Here is a 14,984-nt window from a genome sequence, read left to right as displayed (position 1 = left end):
GGCATCCTTGTTCAATCAGGGGGTAGGTTGTGCCGCCGCTGCGCCGCGAATCACTTCGACGCCCCGACGCTGGCCGGTGTCGGCCACCGCGGGGGTGATTTTTTTCGGCGGGCCGCTGAGGGCCAATTGGGTGAATTGGTAGAGGTCGCGGTTGGCGCTTTGCACCTTGTCCGGGGTGTCGCTTTCGCCGGCCCAGTAGCGGCTGAGCAGTTGTTCGTCGGCACTGCGCACGGCCAGGCGCAGCGTGCCGGCTTGGGAGGCGAGCATCAGCCGGCTCAGCAAGGGTTCGGGCACCGCCAGCACCACACTGCGCGCGGCAGTGCGGCGTTGGGCAGCCTGGGCGCGTTCTTCGGCGGTGGCGGGTGGCGGCACGGCCGGGGTGCCGTCGTTGGCCAAGCCCAGTTGGTCGCCGACGCTGAGCAGGCGAATCGCCGGGATGACCACCTGCGCCGATTGCTCGGCATTGGCATTGTCCTGGCGCAAGAACAGCAAGACATCGACGTAATCGCCGGGGCTCAGTTGCCCACCGGCACCGATGACCTCATCGACGGCGACGGCCAGCGCGCGTTCATTTGCACGAATCATGCGGGCCAGGGGGCCACCGGCGGTGAAGCTTTCATCATTGAGCCAGGTGCCGGCACCCAGGGCCCGCAAGGGCGTACGGCCGATGGCCTGGTCGACGCTGGTCAGGCTGCCAGCCGGCACGGTGCGCAGTTTTTCCACGGCGACATCGGCAGCGGTGAGGGGCACAAAAGGCGCAACCGCGTGCACCAGCACGACGACGGGCTGGCGGGTCTGGTCTTCCACGACCGCAACGGTTTTTTCAACGGAAATGACAGGTTCTGGCGAGGGCGCTACGGCGGGTGCCGGTGGACGACTCAGCACCAGGCCCCAATACCCTGCAACCAGGGCTCCGATAAGCAGCAAGCCAGCCAGGACCATGCTGATACGACTGTTCATGACGGCGCTCCCTATCCTGTTGCACTGCTTTTATTCCCGTTTATCCAAACGAGTTAAATTCGCAACTGGGCTGTGATGAACAACTAACGATTTGGCTATTTGAAGGTAGCCCAGCTAGGACAAATTGCCATTACTGAATGAAAAATTTATCTGCGCGGTTACAGCGGGGGCTGTAAATAACGGATTTGTGGGGCTGGCGGGGTGACTAATACTTTGTGATTAATTCGTTCTTACAGTTGTGAGTGTTAAATTTGTTGACAATGCTCTAGTGGCACACGGCAATCATTGTGCGGGCCAGCTGTATCGGCGCTTTGTGGCGCATGAAGGAGATCTCATATGATCCTTGACCTGTTCTTGAAATTTTACATTCACGCTCAGTTATTCTTGCGTCGCAGAGACGGAGCATCGGCCATCGAATATGTAATTATCGTGGCGATAGTTGCATTGGTTATCATTGGCTTCGGCACTGGACTTGGCGATAAAATCAAAGGCGTCTTCCAGAAAGTGTCAGACGCCTTGCCGGCGGCGACTTAACATGCAGCGTTGTCTGTAATTGTTTTGGCGATTCTCTTTATCAGGTACCGCCCATGACCCACCCTTCGTCATCCCGCCAACAAATCCTATTGGTGGATGACGAGGAGGATGCGCTGGTGGAGTTGGCCGAATCCCTCGAAAACGAGGGATTCGTGTGTTTCACCGCGAACTCCGTCACCTTCGCCTTGCAAGAATTGACACTTCACCCTGATATCGCCCTGGTCATCACCGATCTGCGCATGCCCGAGGAAAGCGGTATCTCCTTGATCAAACGCCTGCGCGAACACACCTCACGCTCGCAGTTGCCTGTGATCGTGATGTCGGGTCATGCAGAAATGGATGACGTCAGCGATATGCTGCGCTTGCAGGTGCTGGACCTGTTTCGCAAGCCTATCTACCTGGTGCGCTTGCTCGATACCCTCAACAACCTGTTTCCCCTCTCTACACCTGGTCGGTAACGGACCGGCACCGCTTATTAAATGTGGGAGCTGGCTTGCCTGCGATAGCGGTGGTTCAGTTAAAGATTCATTGACTGACACACCGCCTTCGCGAGCAAGCCCGCTCCCACATTTAGCTCGTGGGGCACCAGGCACTTTGTCGTCGACTGTCCGGCCGTCATCGCAGGCAAGCCAGCTCCCACATAAGCTCCCACGCAACAGCTTCACAGTTGATAACTGAAACTCAGCGTATATCGCGGCCTGCGGTTAAAGCTGTCCAGGGCGATATCCGACATGGGCTTGGCCGCCTCCAGCGCGATGTTGTAGTACTTCTTGTCGCCAAAGCGTAGACCCACCGCTGCCGAGGACATGTCATTGGCCTTGACTGGCAGGTCGTTGAACCAGGATTTGGCGCGGTCGACTACGACGTAGGGTTGCAGGATCTTCACCCAGTTGCCGGTGCGGTTGAAGCTGTAGTTGACCTCGTACGCCACCCCCCAGCCTTTGTCGCCCGAGCCTTGGTCGTCCGGGTAGCCACGGCCGAAATTCTGCCCGCCGAAGGTCACGCGTTCGCTGTCGGGCAGGGTGTTGTCGCTCCAGTACAGCGCACCGGAGAGCACGCCTTGCCAGTTGTCGAAGAACTTGTCGCTTTGCACGCCGGAAAGGCGCAGGCGGAAGAAGTCGAGGTCGGGTTTGGCCACGCCCAGGTCACTGCGGGCCTTGGCGCCCAGACCGTCGATGCCCTGGTACAGGCCACCACTGATGATGCGCAGGCGTTGCGCGTCGGCTTTGCGCCAATCGCCTTCGAAGGCCAGGGCACGCAGGTTGGATTCGATGTCGAAACTCAGCGGGAAACCCACCAGTTTGTAGCGCGTGGTCTGGTCGACGGCGTACAGGCGCGTACCCAGGGTGAGTGACTCGGTGGGGGAGGCAATGAACGGGTGGCTCAGGCCAATGGAGTAACGGTCGATGGACTGGTGCGGCTTGAGTTCGAAACCGCCGTCCAGTTGTACGCTGCTGTTGGGGTCGGCGCGATAGCGTTCGGCGGCGAGTGCCAGTTGGGTGCCCTCGGCGTTGATGAACTGGTTGTAGTCCACGCGGTAGTAATGTTCTTTGTCCTCGCCGGGCGGGAACAGGCCGCTGACGCTGAGCTGTTCGCCCATGGACGTCTGGGAATTGCTGGTAGCGCTCAGCAACGCTTGCGTGCCGCCACGGCTTTTTTGCACCAGGCTCATGCTGGTAGTGAAAGGTTTGCGGCTGGCCTGGATCTGCATGTGCGTGGCGCCATCGGTGGTGCCCGGTGGCGGTACTTGCGCCTGTACGCTGAGGCCGGGGATGCGGCTCATCAGCGTGGTGTAGCGCTCGAACGTCTTGCGGGTCAGCGGGCGCTCAGCCAGGAGCTTCTGCGCGAGCTTATCGACGTAGGCCGACACCGAACCGATGTCGCCGGTTTGTTGATAGTCCTTGATGTAGCCCTCCACCAGTACCACGCGGACCAGGCCGTTTTCGAAGTTCTGTTGCGGCAGGAACGCGTAGGACAGCAGGTAGCCATCCTCCTGATAACGGCGGGTGATGCCACGGGTCGCTTCAATCAGTTGGGCGAGGTTGGTTTCCCGTCCAATCAACGGCGCATACACCTTTGCCGTCTCGGCGAGCGGGTAGACCGTTCCGCCTTCGATCTGCAACTTTCGAATAGTGACCTTGGTGTCCATCAACAGCGGTTGGCCGGCAGTCGGCGGCGCTTCAGGTACCTGGGTTTTCGACGTGGGTGGTCGGTAGGCATCAGCGGGCAGGTTGGGCACCGGCAGGGTGCGGACAGTGTCGTTGCTGTTAAGAAAGCTGGGAAGGGTCTCGGCCTGGGCGTAGGCACTGAGGGTGAGCAATAACAACGGCGTCAACACGCGCATAGGACACTCCATGGTCAACTGCAGCAGCGCTTCGGGCCCGCCGGGTTCTGGGACTCGGTTCGGGAGGGTGGCGAGTGATAAAGCGTGTCGCCGCCCATAAAAAAGACGAGAGACTTATTAAAGGTCTCTCGTCTCAACCAAGCGTAGGCGCTGTAGGGGAGGCCGTCTAATCGGCCAGGTGCATTTCTATTTGCCGGTCAGGCCGTTCAACAAACCGCCCAGACCGCCTGTGGCTGTAGTGCCGCCTGTGGTTGTGGCCGTGCCGGTTGTTGTGGCGGTGGTGCCGATATTCAGGCCGCCGAGCAAACCACCGCTGGTGCCGCCAGTGGTGCCGCCGGTTACCAGGCCACCCACCGAGGCGACGGTGCCGCCGACCGCTGTGACGGTGGTGCCTACCGCGTTGGTGATCGGGTTGGCATTGGCTGCTGTCAGGTTGGTGCCCAAGCTGCTGACTGCGCCGCCGACTTGAGTGACCAAACCATTCACCGGAGCTCCCACACCGGTAGTCGTGCCGATGGTTTGCGTCAGGTTGGTGACGCCGCTGGTCACAGGGTTGAGCGCTGCGCCGACATTGGCGGCCACGGTGGCGACCGGTGCGGTAGCTGCGGTGTTTGCTACACCTGTGCCACCTAGCACAGTGCCCAGCGAGGCAACGGTGCCGCCGACTGCACCACCGGTCACACCCGCTGCACTGACGGTGCCGTTGGTGTTGCCCACGTTCAGGCCGGTACCTACGTTAGCCACCAGGCCACCCACCAGCTCTGGAATACCGGGAGCCGAGGTGCCACCGGTTGGGGCCACATAACCGCCCGATTTATCCAGTGTGCCACCGACGCCAGTGAGCACGGTGCCGACAATACCGGTGACTGGGTTGCCGGTGCCGCCAGTGCTGGCGACTTGAGTACCCAGGCCAGTGACAGCCGAACCGACTTTATCCAGTACGCCATTGAGTGGAGCGCCCAGGCCGGTTGCGTTGCCCAGGTTGCCGGTGGTGTTTTCCACCAGCGACACCACAGGCACCACGACTTTGCTGCCCAAGGTGTTGGTCAACGAACCCAGCGGGCCGGTGGTGCTGGCCGTGCTGAGGGTGTCGCCGAGCATGGTAACGGTGGTGCCGACTTTATCCACGACGCCACCTACCGCTGTGCCCACGCCACCTGTCACGCCGCCGACCACAGGTATGCCGCCCAGAGTGGTTGACAGCGATTGGCCGGTGGTCGAGAGGCCGCCGCCCAGGTCCGCCACGCCATTACCTACGCCTGCCACTGTCGTGCCGAGGGAGTTGCTGTTGGTGCCCAGTGAGCCCAAGCCGGCGGTTACGCCAGTGCCGATGCTGTTAACAGCGGTGCCTGCCGAGGTGACCAGGCCGCCAGCGGTTGCGCCGACGATCGGTACGCCATTCAGCGTCGAACCCAGGTTACCGACCGCTGTACCGACATTGCCGACTGTGGTGCCAAGGGTGCCGGCGATTTGGCCGGTGACCAGTGGGGTGGTTGTCGAACCTGTTCCGCCACCGGTGCCGCCGCCAGTGCCTCCGCCGGTGCCGCCGCCAGTACCGCCACCAGTACCGCCGTCACCGCCGCCGGTGCCACCGCCCGTACCGCCGTCGCCGCCGCCAGTGCCGCCGCCAGTGCCGCCGTCACCGCCGCCAGTGCCACCGCCTGTACCGCCATCACCGCCACCAGTACCTCCACCTGTACCGCCTCCGGCACCTGCACCCGCATCCGGCGATGACGCCGCCACGCTGGATTTATGCCCGCCACCACCGCTGCTGCAGCCGCCCAGGCTCATTGCCAGAACGAGGGCCAGCGCGGTACTTGCTTTCCAAAACACTACTTGAGTTTTCATGATTGAGTTCCTTGCACCTGGTACAACCTTGGTTGTTTCAAACCCTCGTTATTTCTTTGGATAACGATAGGTTTGTCCGTGTGGCTATCTCAGGCCAAGGCACTCTTTCATGCAATGCTCAACTTGGTATTAACGATTTATATACACCCGGCCACAGTCGGCTTAATGACTAATACCAAAGGTGTAATGGATGGATGTTGCAGGATATTTAGATGATTAAAATCAAAGTGTTGTAAATAAAGGCGGACCTCGTAAGGTCCGCTATAACTTAGGGTGTATATATACAATTAATCAGAATTTCTCACGCAATCGGCTGCCACTTCCCCAGCATATGTTGTATATCCCCAGCGCCTTTGAGTTCCAACGCCCCGCTGGAACCGGCCGCGCTGCTCATCAATATCACTTCACTGGGCAGGCGCACCGGCTTCATGAACTCGACGTCAATTTCAATATTGGCGGCCGGCAAGTGTTCTGCCAGCGCCGCGAGGGTGCGCGCCTTGTTCCACAACCCGTGAGCGATGGCCTGGGGAAAACCGAACAGCTTGGCGGTTGGCGCACTGAGGTGGATGGGGTTGTAGTCGCCAGACACGCGGGCGTAGCGGCGGCCTATGTCAGTGGGCGCTTTCCAGCGCGTCAGTTCGGTGAGCGTGCCCTGAGTCTGCAATCCGCTGTCCGCAGCTTCGCCTTCAAGCTTCACGCCCCGACATAACATCTGGCTTTCGGCTTCCCACAGGAGCCCAAGGGCATCCTCTACAACGGTGACGATGTCAAAGGTGGCCCCCTTGGGATGGGGGCTGAGATTGTGTGCGTAAACGCCGACACTCACGTCACCCACTCCACCTAGAGGCCGATGAATAAGGATGCGATTGCGCAGGTGGATCAACCCCAGCAGCGGAAATGGAAAAGTCTTGTCCGTCAGCAATTGCAGTTGCAGGCCGAACGCGAGGATATGCGGATAAGTCGCCGGCAGCATCGGGCTGTCAGCAAAGCCGCACACCTTGCGGTACGCCGCAACGGCGCTGGGATTGACACTCATCCGGCAGCGCAACCCACGTTCGGGCAATGTGCTGCCGGTGATCTTGCGCTTGAGCGCCGCACGCCAGTACAGCGGCAGTAGAGACGGGGTGCTGTCCAACGTTTGCCATTGCATGCTCACGCTCCCAGAAGACTTTGCCCACACACCCGCAGCGCCTGGCCGCTGACCGCACCGGAACCCGGTTGGCTCAGCCAGGCGACGGCTTCGGCCACATCCTGAGGCAAGCCACCTTGGCCCAGGGAGCTCATGCGGCGCCCGGCCTCGCGAAGGGCGAAGGGAATATGCGCGGTCATCTGGGTTTCGATAAACCCGGGCGCGACGGCGTTGATGCTGATCCCACGTTCCTTCAACAGCGGCGCCCAGGCTTGAGCCAGGCCGATCAACCCGGCCTTGCTCGCGGCATAGTTGGTTTGCCCACGGTTGCCGGCGATGCCACTGATGGAGGCCAGCAACACCACCCGTGCGTTGTTTTGCAGGGTGCCGCTGTCGAGCAGGGCCTTGGTCAGCACTTGCGCAGCCTTGAGGTTGACCGCCAGCACTGCGTCCCAGTATTCCGGGGTCATGTTGGCCAGGGTTTTGTCGCGGGTGATGCCGGCGTTGTGCACCAGGATGTCGAGCCCGTCTGGCAGGTGTTCGATCAGTTGGCGTGCGGCATCTTCGGCGCAGATGTCCAGCACCACCGTGCGCGCATTCAGGCGTGCGGCCAGGGCTTCGAGGTCAGCCTTGGCCTGGGGCACATCGAGCAGAATGACCTCGGCGCCGTCGCGGGCCAGGGTTTCGGCGATGGAGGCACCGATGCCTCGAGCGGCGCCGGTAACCAATGCCTTGCGCCCGGCCAGCGGGCGCGTCCAGTCTTGCACCGGGGTATCGCAAGCTGCCAGGCGAATGACCTGGCCCGAGATGTAAGCGCTCTTGGGCGAGAGGAAAAACCGCAGCGCGCCTTCCAACTGGTCTTCAGCGCCGTCGCCCACGTAGAGCAACTGCAGCACGCCACCGCTGCGCAGCTCCTTGGCCAGGGAACGGCTGAACCCTTCCAGGGCGCGCTGGGCGCTGGCGGCGAACGGATCGCTGAGGCTTTCCGGCGCCCGGCCAAGGATCACCAAGTGGGCACTGTGGTCGAGGTTTTTAAGCAGTGGTTGGAAGAATTCGCGCAGCTGCTTGAGCTGGTCGGCTTGCTGCAAACTGCTGGCGTCGAACACCACCGCCTTGAGCTTGGGGCCGTGCCCTGGAATCCACGCGGGCGCTGTCGAGGCTTCGGCGCCGTAGCTGTAGACGGCGTCGGTGAGTCGGTTGGCAAACGCCAGCACCTGGGTCGCCAGTGCGCCACCGCCCAGCAGCAGTGCGCCTTCGACCGGGCGCAGGCGTCCGGCTTGCCAGCGTTCCAGGCGTACCGGTGACGGCAGGCCAATGGCGGCGACCAGGCGATGGCCGAGGCTTGAGTTGGCGAAGTCGATATAACGGTCAGACATGGAACGCTCTCCGAAGGCTGGGGTTCAAAGGTTGACCACCCTGGGGTGGCAGTCGTTCGATTGAGCCTAGGCTAGGCTTGATGATTCCACCCACTACCACAAGGGAGCTTTCCATGACTCAATTGCGCCGTGTAGCGATCATTGGCGGTAACCGCATTCCTTTCGCCCGTTCCAATGGCCCCTACGCCACGGCGAGTAACCAGGCGATGCTGACCGCCGCGCTGGAGGGCCTGATCGAGCGCTACAACCTGCACGGCCTGCGCATGGGCGAGGTGGCCGCCGGCGCGGTGCTCAAGCATTCCCGTGATTTCAACCTGACGCGTGAATGCGTGCTCGGCTCGCGCCTGTCACCGCAAACCCCTGCGTACGACATCCAGCAAGCCTGCGGCACGGGGCTTGAGGCGGCGCTGCTGGTGGCCAATAAAATTGCCCTGGGCCAGATCGAATGCGGCATTGCCGGCGGGGTGGACACCACCTCGGACGCGCCGATTGGTGTGAATGAAGGGCTGCGCAAGTTGCTGCTCAAAGCCAACCGCAGTAAATCCATGGCGGACAAATTAAAAGTTCTGTTACAACTTCGTCCCCAGCACCTCAAGCCGGAACTGCCGCGCAACGGCGAACCGCGCACGGGTTTGTCCATGGGTCAGCACTGCGAGCTGATGGCCCAGACTTGGCAGATCCCCCGCGCCGAGCAGGACCAACTGGCGTTGGAGAGCCATCAGAAGATGGCGGCGGCCTACGCCGCAGGCTGGCACAACGATTTGCTTACGCCCTTTCTCGGCCTCACCCGCGACAACAACCTGCGCCCCGACCTGACCCTGGAAAAACTCGCCAGCCTCAAGCCGGCCTTCGAGCGCAGCGAAAAGGGCACGCTCACCGCGGGCAACTCCACACCGCTGACCGATGGTGCCTCTCTGGTGCTGCTGGGCAGCGAGGCGTGGGCCAAGGAGCGTGGGCTACCAATCCTGGCTTACCTGCGTGATGGCGAAGCAGCGGCGGTGGATTTTGTCCACGGCGCCGAGGGCCTGTTGATGGCGCCGGTTTATGCGGTGCCACGCTTGCTGGCGCGCAACGGCCTGACCTTGCAGGACTTTGATTACTATGAAATCCACGAAGCCTTCGCCGCCCAAGTGCTGTGCACGCTCAAGGCCTGGGAAGACGCCGACTATTGCAAGACCCGCCTGTGCCTGGACGCACCGCTGGGGTCGATCGACCGCAGTCGGCTCAACGTCAAGGGCAGTTCCCTGGCGGCGGGCCACCCGTTTGCCGCCACCGGTGGGCGGATCGTCGCCAACTTGGCTAAATTGTTGGATGCGGCGGGCAAGGGCCGTGGGCTGATTTCCATTTGTGCCGCCGGTGGTCAAGGCGTGACGGCGATAATCGAACGCTGATTGCCGATAAAATTGGCCCATTGAATGCATTCCCAAGGGGTCAGAGGTCAGTAGCCTCTCCCCCCGGCGAGCCGATTGCCGTATAACGAGTTCCACACGCGTGTTTGGTAATACAGGACCCACAATAAAAGCTGATGAAGACTCCTAAACGCATTGAACCCCTGATCGAAGACGGTCTGGTCGACGAAGTGCTGCGCCCTCTGATGAGTGGTAAAGAAGCAGCTGTTTATGTGGTGCGCTGCGGCAATGAATTGCGTTGCGCCAAGGTTTACAAGGAGGCGAATAAACGAAGTTTTCGTCAGGCATCCGAATACCAGGAAGGCCGTAAGGTCCGTAACAGCCGCCAGGCGCGAGCCATGGCCAAGGGCTCCAAGTTCGGCAAGAAAGAAACCGAAGATGCCTGGCAGAACGCTGAAGTGGCGGCGCTGTTCCGCCTGGCCGGTGCGGGCGTTCGCGTGCCCAAGCCGTACGACTTTCTTGAAGGCGTGCTGTTGATGGAACTGGTGGCCGACGAATACGGCGATGCGGCGCCGCGTCTGAATGACGTCGTGCTGGACCCGGACCAGGCGCGCGAATACCACGCCTTCCTGATCTCCCAGATCGTGCTGATGCTGTGCACCGGCCTGGTGCACGGTGACCTGTCCGAGTTCAACGTACTGCTCACGCCTACGGGCCCGGTGATCATCGACCTGCCCCAGGCGGTGGATGCGGCGGGCAACAACCACGCCTTCAACATGCTGGAGCGCGACGTCGGCAACATGGCTTCCTACTTCGGGCGTTTTGCCCCGGAGTTGAAGAAGACCAAATACGCCAAGGAAATGTGGGCGCTGTATGAAGCCGGCACCTTGCACCCGGCCAGTGTGTTGACCGGTGAGTTCGACGAACCGGAAGAACTGGCGGATGTGGGCGGTGTGATCCGCGAAATCGAAGCGGCGCGGCTGGACGAAGAGCGTCGCCAGGCGATTCGCGCAGCGGATGATGCGCCACCGAGCAAAGTACCGGACGAGCCACCGCCACCGCCTTGGATGCAGTAACTTACAACGGCGCTGATCGTTCCCACGCTCTGCGTGGGAATGCATCCCTGGACGCTCTGCGTCCTAAAGCGTGACGCGGAGCGTCGAAAGCGGCATTCCCACGCGGAGCGTGGGAACGATCATTGTGCTGTCTGTCAGGCGCAGCAGTTACCCGCTGCTAATTCCTTGAGGATCGGGCAATCGGGCCGATGATCGCCCTGGCAGTGCTCCATCAGGTCCTGCAAGGTATCGCGCAGTTGCCCCAGCTCGCGAATCTTGTGATTGAGCTCGTCGATGTGCTGGCGCGCCAAGGCTTTTACGTCGGCGCTGGCTCGCTGGCGGTCTTCCCACAGGGTCAGCAACTTGCCGACTTCTTCCAGTGAAAACCCCAGGTCCCGCGAGCGCTTGATGAACGTCAGGGTGTGCAGGTCATCGTGGCCGTACACGCGGTAGCCGCTGTCGGTGCGGTGGGCGGTTTTCAGCAGGCCAATGGATTCGTAGTAGCGAATCATCTTCGCGCTTAGCCCGCTGGTGCGGGCGGCTTGGCCGATGTTCATGGGCGTTGATCCTCCAAGTCCTTGGGTTTCCAGGTTTTCAACAACAGGGCGTTACTCACCACGCTGACGCTGGATAAGGCCATGGCGGCGCCAGCCAGTACCGGGTTGAGCAGGCCGAAGGCGGCCAGGGGAATGCCGATCAAGTTATACACAAAGGCCCAGAACAGATTCTGTCGAATTTTCGCGTAGGTCTTGCGGCTGATCTCCAGGGCGGCCGGCACCAGGCGCGGGTCGCCACGCATCAAGGTAATGCCGGCGGCGTGCATGGCTACGTCGGTGCCGCCGCCCATGGCGATGCCGATATCGGCAGCGGCCAGGGCGGGCGCATCGTTGATACCGTCGCCGACCATGGCCACCACGCCGGTTTTTTTCAGCTCGGCCACGGCAGCGGCTTTATAGGCAGGCAGTACTTCGGCATGCACATCGTCGATGCCCAAGGCCTCGGCCACCACCCGTGCACTGCCGTGGTTATCGCCGGTGATCAAGTGGCTGCTGATGTGCTGCGCCTTGAGTTGCTGCACGGCCTGCAACGCGCCGGGCTTGAGCGTGTCGCCAAAGGCAAACAGCCCCAGCACGCGGGGTTGCGCGCCTTGCTCGATCAGCCAGGACAAGGTGCGGCCTTCGGCTTCCCATTCCTTGGCACGCGGGCCTAAATCGCCTGCGTCCAGGCCGGTCTCTTCCAGCAAGCGGCGATTGCCCAGCGCCAATGGACGACCGTCGAGCGTACCGGCAATGCCGCGCCCGGTCAGGGATTGGCTGGCGCTCACATCGGCCACGTCCAAGCCTCGTTCGCGGCAAGCATCCAGCACTGCCTTGGCCAGTGGGTGCTCACTGCCGCGTTGCAAGGCGCCGGCCTGTTGCAACAACAGGGCTTCGTTGCCATCCACGGCCGCCAAGTGGGCAATGTTGGGCGCGCCGGAGGTGAGGGTGCCGGTTTTGTCGAACACCACGGCGCTCACGGCATGGGCGCGCTCCAGGGCTTCGGCGTCCTTGATCAGGATGCCGTGGCGTGCGGCGACGCCGGTGCCAGCCATGATCGCGGTCGGCGTGGCCAGGCCCAAGGCACAAGGGCAGGCGATCACCAATACGGCGACCGCATTGATGATGGCGGTTTCCAGGGAGGCGCCGTACAGCCACCAGCCCACCACGGTGATCAGCGCCAATACCAGCACGGCCGGCACGAACACCTGGCTGACTTTATCCACCAGTTTCTGGATCGGCGCCTTGGCGGCCTGGGCGTCTTCGACCAGGCGGATGATGCGCGCCAGCACGCTTTCCGCGCCCAGGGCGAGGGTGCGCACCAGCAAACGGCCTTCACCATTGATGGCGCCACCGGTGACCGCGTCGCCGGGTTGTTTGGGCACCGGCAGGCTTTCGCCGCTGATCAGCGCCTCATCGGCATGGCTCTGGCCTTCTACCACCTCACCGTCCACCGGGAAGCGTTCGCCGGGTTTGACCAGCACCAGGTCACCGTGCTTCAAGGCACTGATGGCGACGTCTTCTTCGCGGCCGTCCTGCACGCGAATCGCCCGTTCCGGCCGCAAGGCTTCAAGGGCGCGGATGGCGCTGGCGGTCTGGCGCTTGGCGCGGCTTTCCAGGTATTTGCCCAGCAGCACCAGGGCGATTACCACCGCCGAAGCTTCGAAGTACAGGTGCGGCGTCACGCCTGGGGCGGCGGTGAGCCATTCATAAATACTCAAGCCGTAGCCGGCACTGGTACCGATCGCCACCAGCAGGTCCATATTGCCGGCGCCGGCGCGCACGGCTTTCCACGCAGCGGCATAAAAGCGCGCACCCAGGATGAATTGCACCGGCGTGGCCAGGGCAAACTGTATCCAGGCGGGGAGCATCCAGTGCAGCCCGAAGGGTTCCACCAGCATCGGCAGCACCAAGGGCAACGCCAGCAGAATGCCCGCCACCAGTGACCAGCGCTCGCGACGCAGGCGCCGGGCTTGATCGGCGTCGGTGGCGGTTTCGCTTTGGGGCAGGGTGGCGGTGTAGCCGGCCTTGTCGACGGCGGCGATCAACACGCTGGGGTCCATCTGGCCCTGTACTTCGATGTGCGCGCGTTCATTGGCCAGGTTGACGCTGACACGTTGCACGCCCGGCACCTTGCCCAGCGCGCGTTCGACCCGCCCGGCACAGCTGGCACAGGTCATGCCGCCTATGGGCAGGTCAAAGGTGGTGGATCCATTCATTGGGGCAGTCCTCCAAGAGAAGTTGCCACTAGGATCAACCTTAACCTGTGGGGAAGGTCAAGCCCGATCGTTCCCACGCTCTGCGATCGTCCCCACGCTCTGCGTGGGAATGCAGCCCGTGACGCTCCGCGTCACCCTGGCGTTGAAGTAGTGCCTTGTACCCGGGACGCGGAGCGTCCGATGAGGCGTTCCCACGCAGAGTGGGAACGATCGTGGGGTTACTCAGTATTCCAATGCCGCAGCTTTGAGGTACATGCCGTCCGGGCCCAGGGCAATGCGCAATTTGCGTACATCACCGGCTTTCAAAGTGATGTTCTGCGCGGCAGGTGCGAGCATGCCCGGCTGACAGCCTGGCGCTTGGCCCGGCAACAGTTTCAGGCGCAGCGACGTATCGCCGGGGGGAAGATTGAATGAAGTGGCCTGTTCCTGGAACAGACGCCCGGCGAGTTGGTCCTGGATATACAGGCCGATCTCGCAGTAGGTCGGCACTTCCAGGCGTTCGCGGGAAATAATCAGCACTGCATAATCTTCAGCAGCGAGGGCCTGGGGCGCAGCGGCAGGCAAGCTCATCAGGCCGGCAAGGGCAAAAAACAACCAGCGCATGGCGAATGCTCCGTGGTTCACAGCTAGGAAGGTTGAAGCTTGGCCGACGTCGCCGCCGAATACCAGCCCGGCAGAAATACTGAGAACTTGACCTTGCCATCATGGCAAGCTCGACACTGGGCTCAACCTCATCAAAGGAGTCATGTCATGCAAATATTTAGCGTTGAAGGAATGACCTGCGGCCATTGTGTTAAAGCGGTGACCCAGGCGGTACAGAGCCAGGATCCGGCGGCGAGTGTGGAAGTCGATTTGAAGGCCAAAGAAGTGCGGGTGGCAAGCGGTCTGTCCTCGGACAAAGTGATCGACCTGATTACCGAGGAAGGCTACAGCGCCAAGCTGGCGTGATTTTTCTGATCGTTAGCCACCTAACGTAATGTTCATGGCACCCAAGCGCGGCTAGACTGTTGAGCTGCCGACTCACTTGGGTGTCTGATGAACCTTCGCATAATCCTGATTCTGGGCGCCTTGAGCGCCTTCGCGCCGTTGGCGATCGATTTTTACCTGCCGGGCTTTCCGGCAATGGCCACGGCCTTCGCCACTGACGAAAAACATATCCAGCTGACCCTGGCCGTGTATTTCGCCGGCCTGGCCATTGGTCAATTGATCTACGGGCCGTTGGCCGACCGCTTTGGCCGGCGTGTGCCGCTGCTCAGCGGCGTCACCCTGTTTACCCTCGCGTCTTTCGCTTGTGCGTATGCGCCGTCCCTGGAATGGCTGATTGGCGCGCGCTTCGTGCAGGCCCTTGGCGGGTGTGCGGGCATGGTGATTTCCCGGGCGGTGGTCAGTGACAAATGCGATGCCGTGGGCTCGGCCAAGGTGTATTCGCAACTGATGCTGGTGACCGGCCTGGCCCCGATCCTGGCGCCATTGGCCGGTGGCCTGATGGTCGGCGTGTGGGGCTGGCAGTCGATTTTCCTGGCGTTGTCGTTGTTCAGCGTGATGGCGGCCATCGCGGTGGCGGTCGGGTTGCCGGAAACCTTCCCTGCCGATCAGCCGCGCCAGCCGTTGTCGGGCTCGTTGCGCCGCTACGG

The 14,984-nt window shown here is 61.9% G+C and carries 14 protein-coding genes; 6 read left to right on the top strand and 8 right to left on the bottom strand.

Annotated features, from left to right (window positions below; translation table 11 throughout):
• Positions 1-15: 15 nt before the first annotated feature.
• The gene (cpaB, locus tag GIW04_RS07840) at positions 16-960 is read right to left on the bottom strand and encodes a Flp pilus assembly protein CpaB (RefSeq protein WP_116666859.1); all 945 of its coding nucleotides are present in this window, start codon (positions 958-960) and stop codon (positions 16-18) included.
• Between the two features lie 336 nt (positions 961-1,296).
• Between cpaB and GIW04_RS07835 the strand changes: the two genes are divergently transcribed.
• On the top strand, positions 1,297-1,494 hold the full coding sequence (locus tag GIW04_RS07835) for a Flp family type IVb pilin (RefSeq protein ID WP_003188231.1): 198 nt from the start codon (positions 1,297-1,299) through the stop codon (positions 1,492-1,494).
• Between the two features lie 53 nt (positions 1,495-1,547).
• A complete protein-coding gene (locus GIW04_RS07830; protein WP_034134627.1) occupies positions 1,548-1,952 on the top strand; it encodes a response regulator in 405 nt (134 codons plus the stop codon).
• Positions 1,953-2,155: 203 nt separating this feature from the next.
• Here the strand turns inward: GIW04_RS07830 and GIW04_RS07825 are convergent, their stop codons facing one another.
• The 4 genes from GIW04_RS07825 to GIW04_RS07810 form a co-directional block, all read right to left on the bottom strand.
• Positions 2,156-3,838 (bottom strand): ShlB/FhaC/HecB family hemolysin secretion/activation protein, encoded by a 1,683-nt coding sequence (locus GIW04_RS07825; RefSeq protein WP_003188234.1) that lies wholly within the window; start codon positions 3,836-3,838, stop codon positions 2,156-2,158.
• Between the two features lie 186 nt (positions 3,839-4,024).
• Positions 4,025-5,686: a collagen-like triple helix repeat-containing protein gene (locus GIW04_RS07820; protein ID WP_236478956.1), complete on the bottom strand. Its 1,662-nt coding sequence runs from the start codon at positions 5,684-5,686 to the stop codon at positions 4,025-4,027.
• Between the two features lie 301 nt (positions 5,687-5,987).
• A complete protein-coding gene (locus GIW04_RS07815; protein ID WP_120247977.1) occupies positions 5,988-6,836 on the bottom strand; it encodes a MaoC family dehydratase in 849 nt (282 codons plus the stop codon).
• Positions 6,837-6,838: 2 nt separating this feature from the next.
• Positions 6,839-8,191: a 3-oxoacyl-ACP reductase gene (locus GIW04_RS07810; RefSeq protein WP_120247978.1), complete on the bottom strand. Its 1,353-nt coding sequence runs from the start codon at positions 8,189-8,191 to the stop codon at positions 6,839-6,841.
• Between the two features lie 113 nt (positions 8,192-8,304).
• Between GIW04_RS07810 and GIW04_RS07805 the strand changes: the two genes are divergently transcribed.
• A complete protein-coding gene (locus GIW04_RS07805; protein ID WP_034134630.1) occupies positions 8,305-9,582 on the top strand; it encodes an acetyl-CoA C-acetyltransferase in 1,278 nt (425 codons plus the stop codon).
• 134 nt (positions 9,583-9,716) lie between these two features.
• Entirely contained in the window at positions 9,717-10,616 is a 900-nt protein-coding gene (locus GIW04_RS07800) for a PA4780 family RIO1-like protein kinase (RefSeq protein WP_003188241.1), read from the top strand.
• A 134-nt stretch (positions 10,617-10,750) separates the two neighbouring features.
• Here the strand turns inward: GIW04_RS07800 and cueR are convergent, their stop codons facing one another.
• The 3 genes from cueR to GIW04_RS07785 all read right to left on the bottom strand — a co-directional run bounded on the left by cueR (position 10,751) and on the right by GIW04_RS07785 (position 13,953).
• A complete protein-coding gene (gene cueR, locus GIW04_RS07795; protein ID WP_003188242.1) occupies positions 10,751-11,152 on the bottom strand; it encodes a Cu(I)-responsive transcriptional regulator in 402 nt (133 codons plus the stop codon).
• Positions 11,149-13,350: a heavy metal translocating P-type ATPase gene (locus tag GIW04_RS07790; RefSeq protein ID WP_120247979.1), complete on the bottom strand. Its 2,202-nt coding sequence runs from the start codon at positions 13,348-13,350 to the stop codon at positions 11,149-11,151. Before GIW04_RS07790 ends, cueR begins: the two co-directional genes overlap by 4 nt.
• A gap of 222 nt (positions 13,351-13,572) precedes the next feature.
• Entirely contained in the window at positions 13,573-13,953 is a 381-nt protein-coding gene (locus GIW04_RS07785) for a hypothetical protein (RefSeq protein ID WP_003188246.1), read from the bottom strand.
• A 147-nt stretch (positions 13,954-14,100) separates the two neighbouring features.
• Here GIW04_RS07785 and GIW04_RS07780 point away from each other — a divergent pair, with 147 nt between their 5' ends.
• Together GIW04_RS07780 and GIW04_RS07775 are read left to right on the top strand one after the other, a co-directional pair.
• Complete coding sequence (locus GIW04_RS07780) at positions 14,101-14,298, top strand: heavy-metal-associated domain-containing protein (RefSeq protein ID WP_003188247.1); 198 nt, start codon at positions 14,101-14,103, stop codon at positions 14,296-14,298.
• An 87-nt stretch (positions 14,299-14,385) separates the two neighbouring features.
• The coding region (locus tag GIW04_RS07775) for an MFS transporter (protein ID WP_236478955.1) at positions 14,386-14,984 on the top strand (599 nt) is incomplete at its 3' end.

The sequence above is a fragment of the Pseudomonas sp. PA-4-8C genome, from assembly GCF_021606625.1.
GTDB lineage: Bacteria > Pseudomonadota > Gammaproteobacteria > Pseudomonadales > Pseudomonadaceae > Aquipseudomonas > Aquipseudomonas lactis.
The sequence above is the reverse complement of the archived record's forward strand: the minus strand, read 5'-3'. Positions and strand labels throughout refer to the sequence as shown.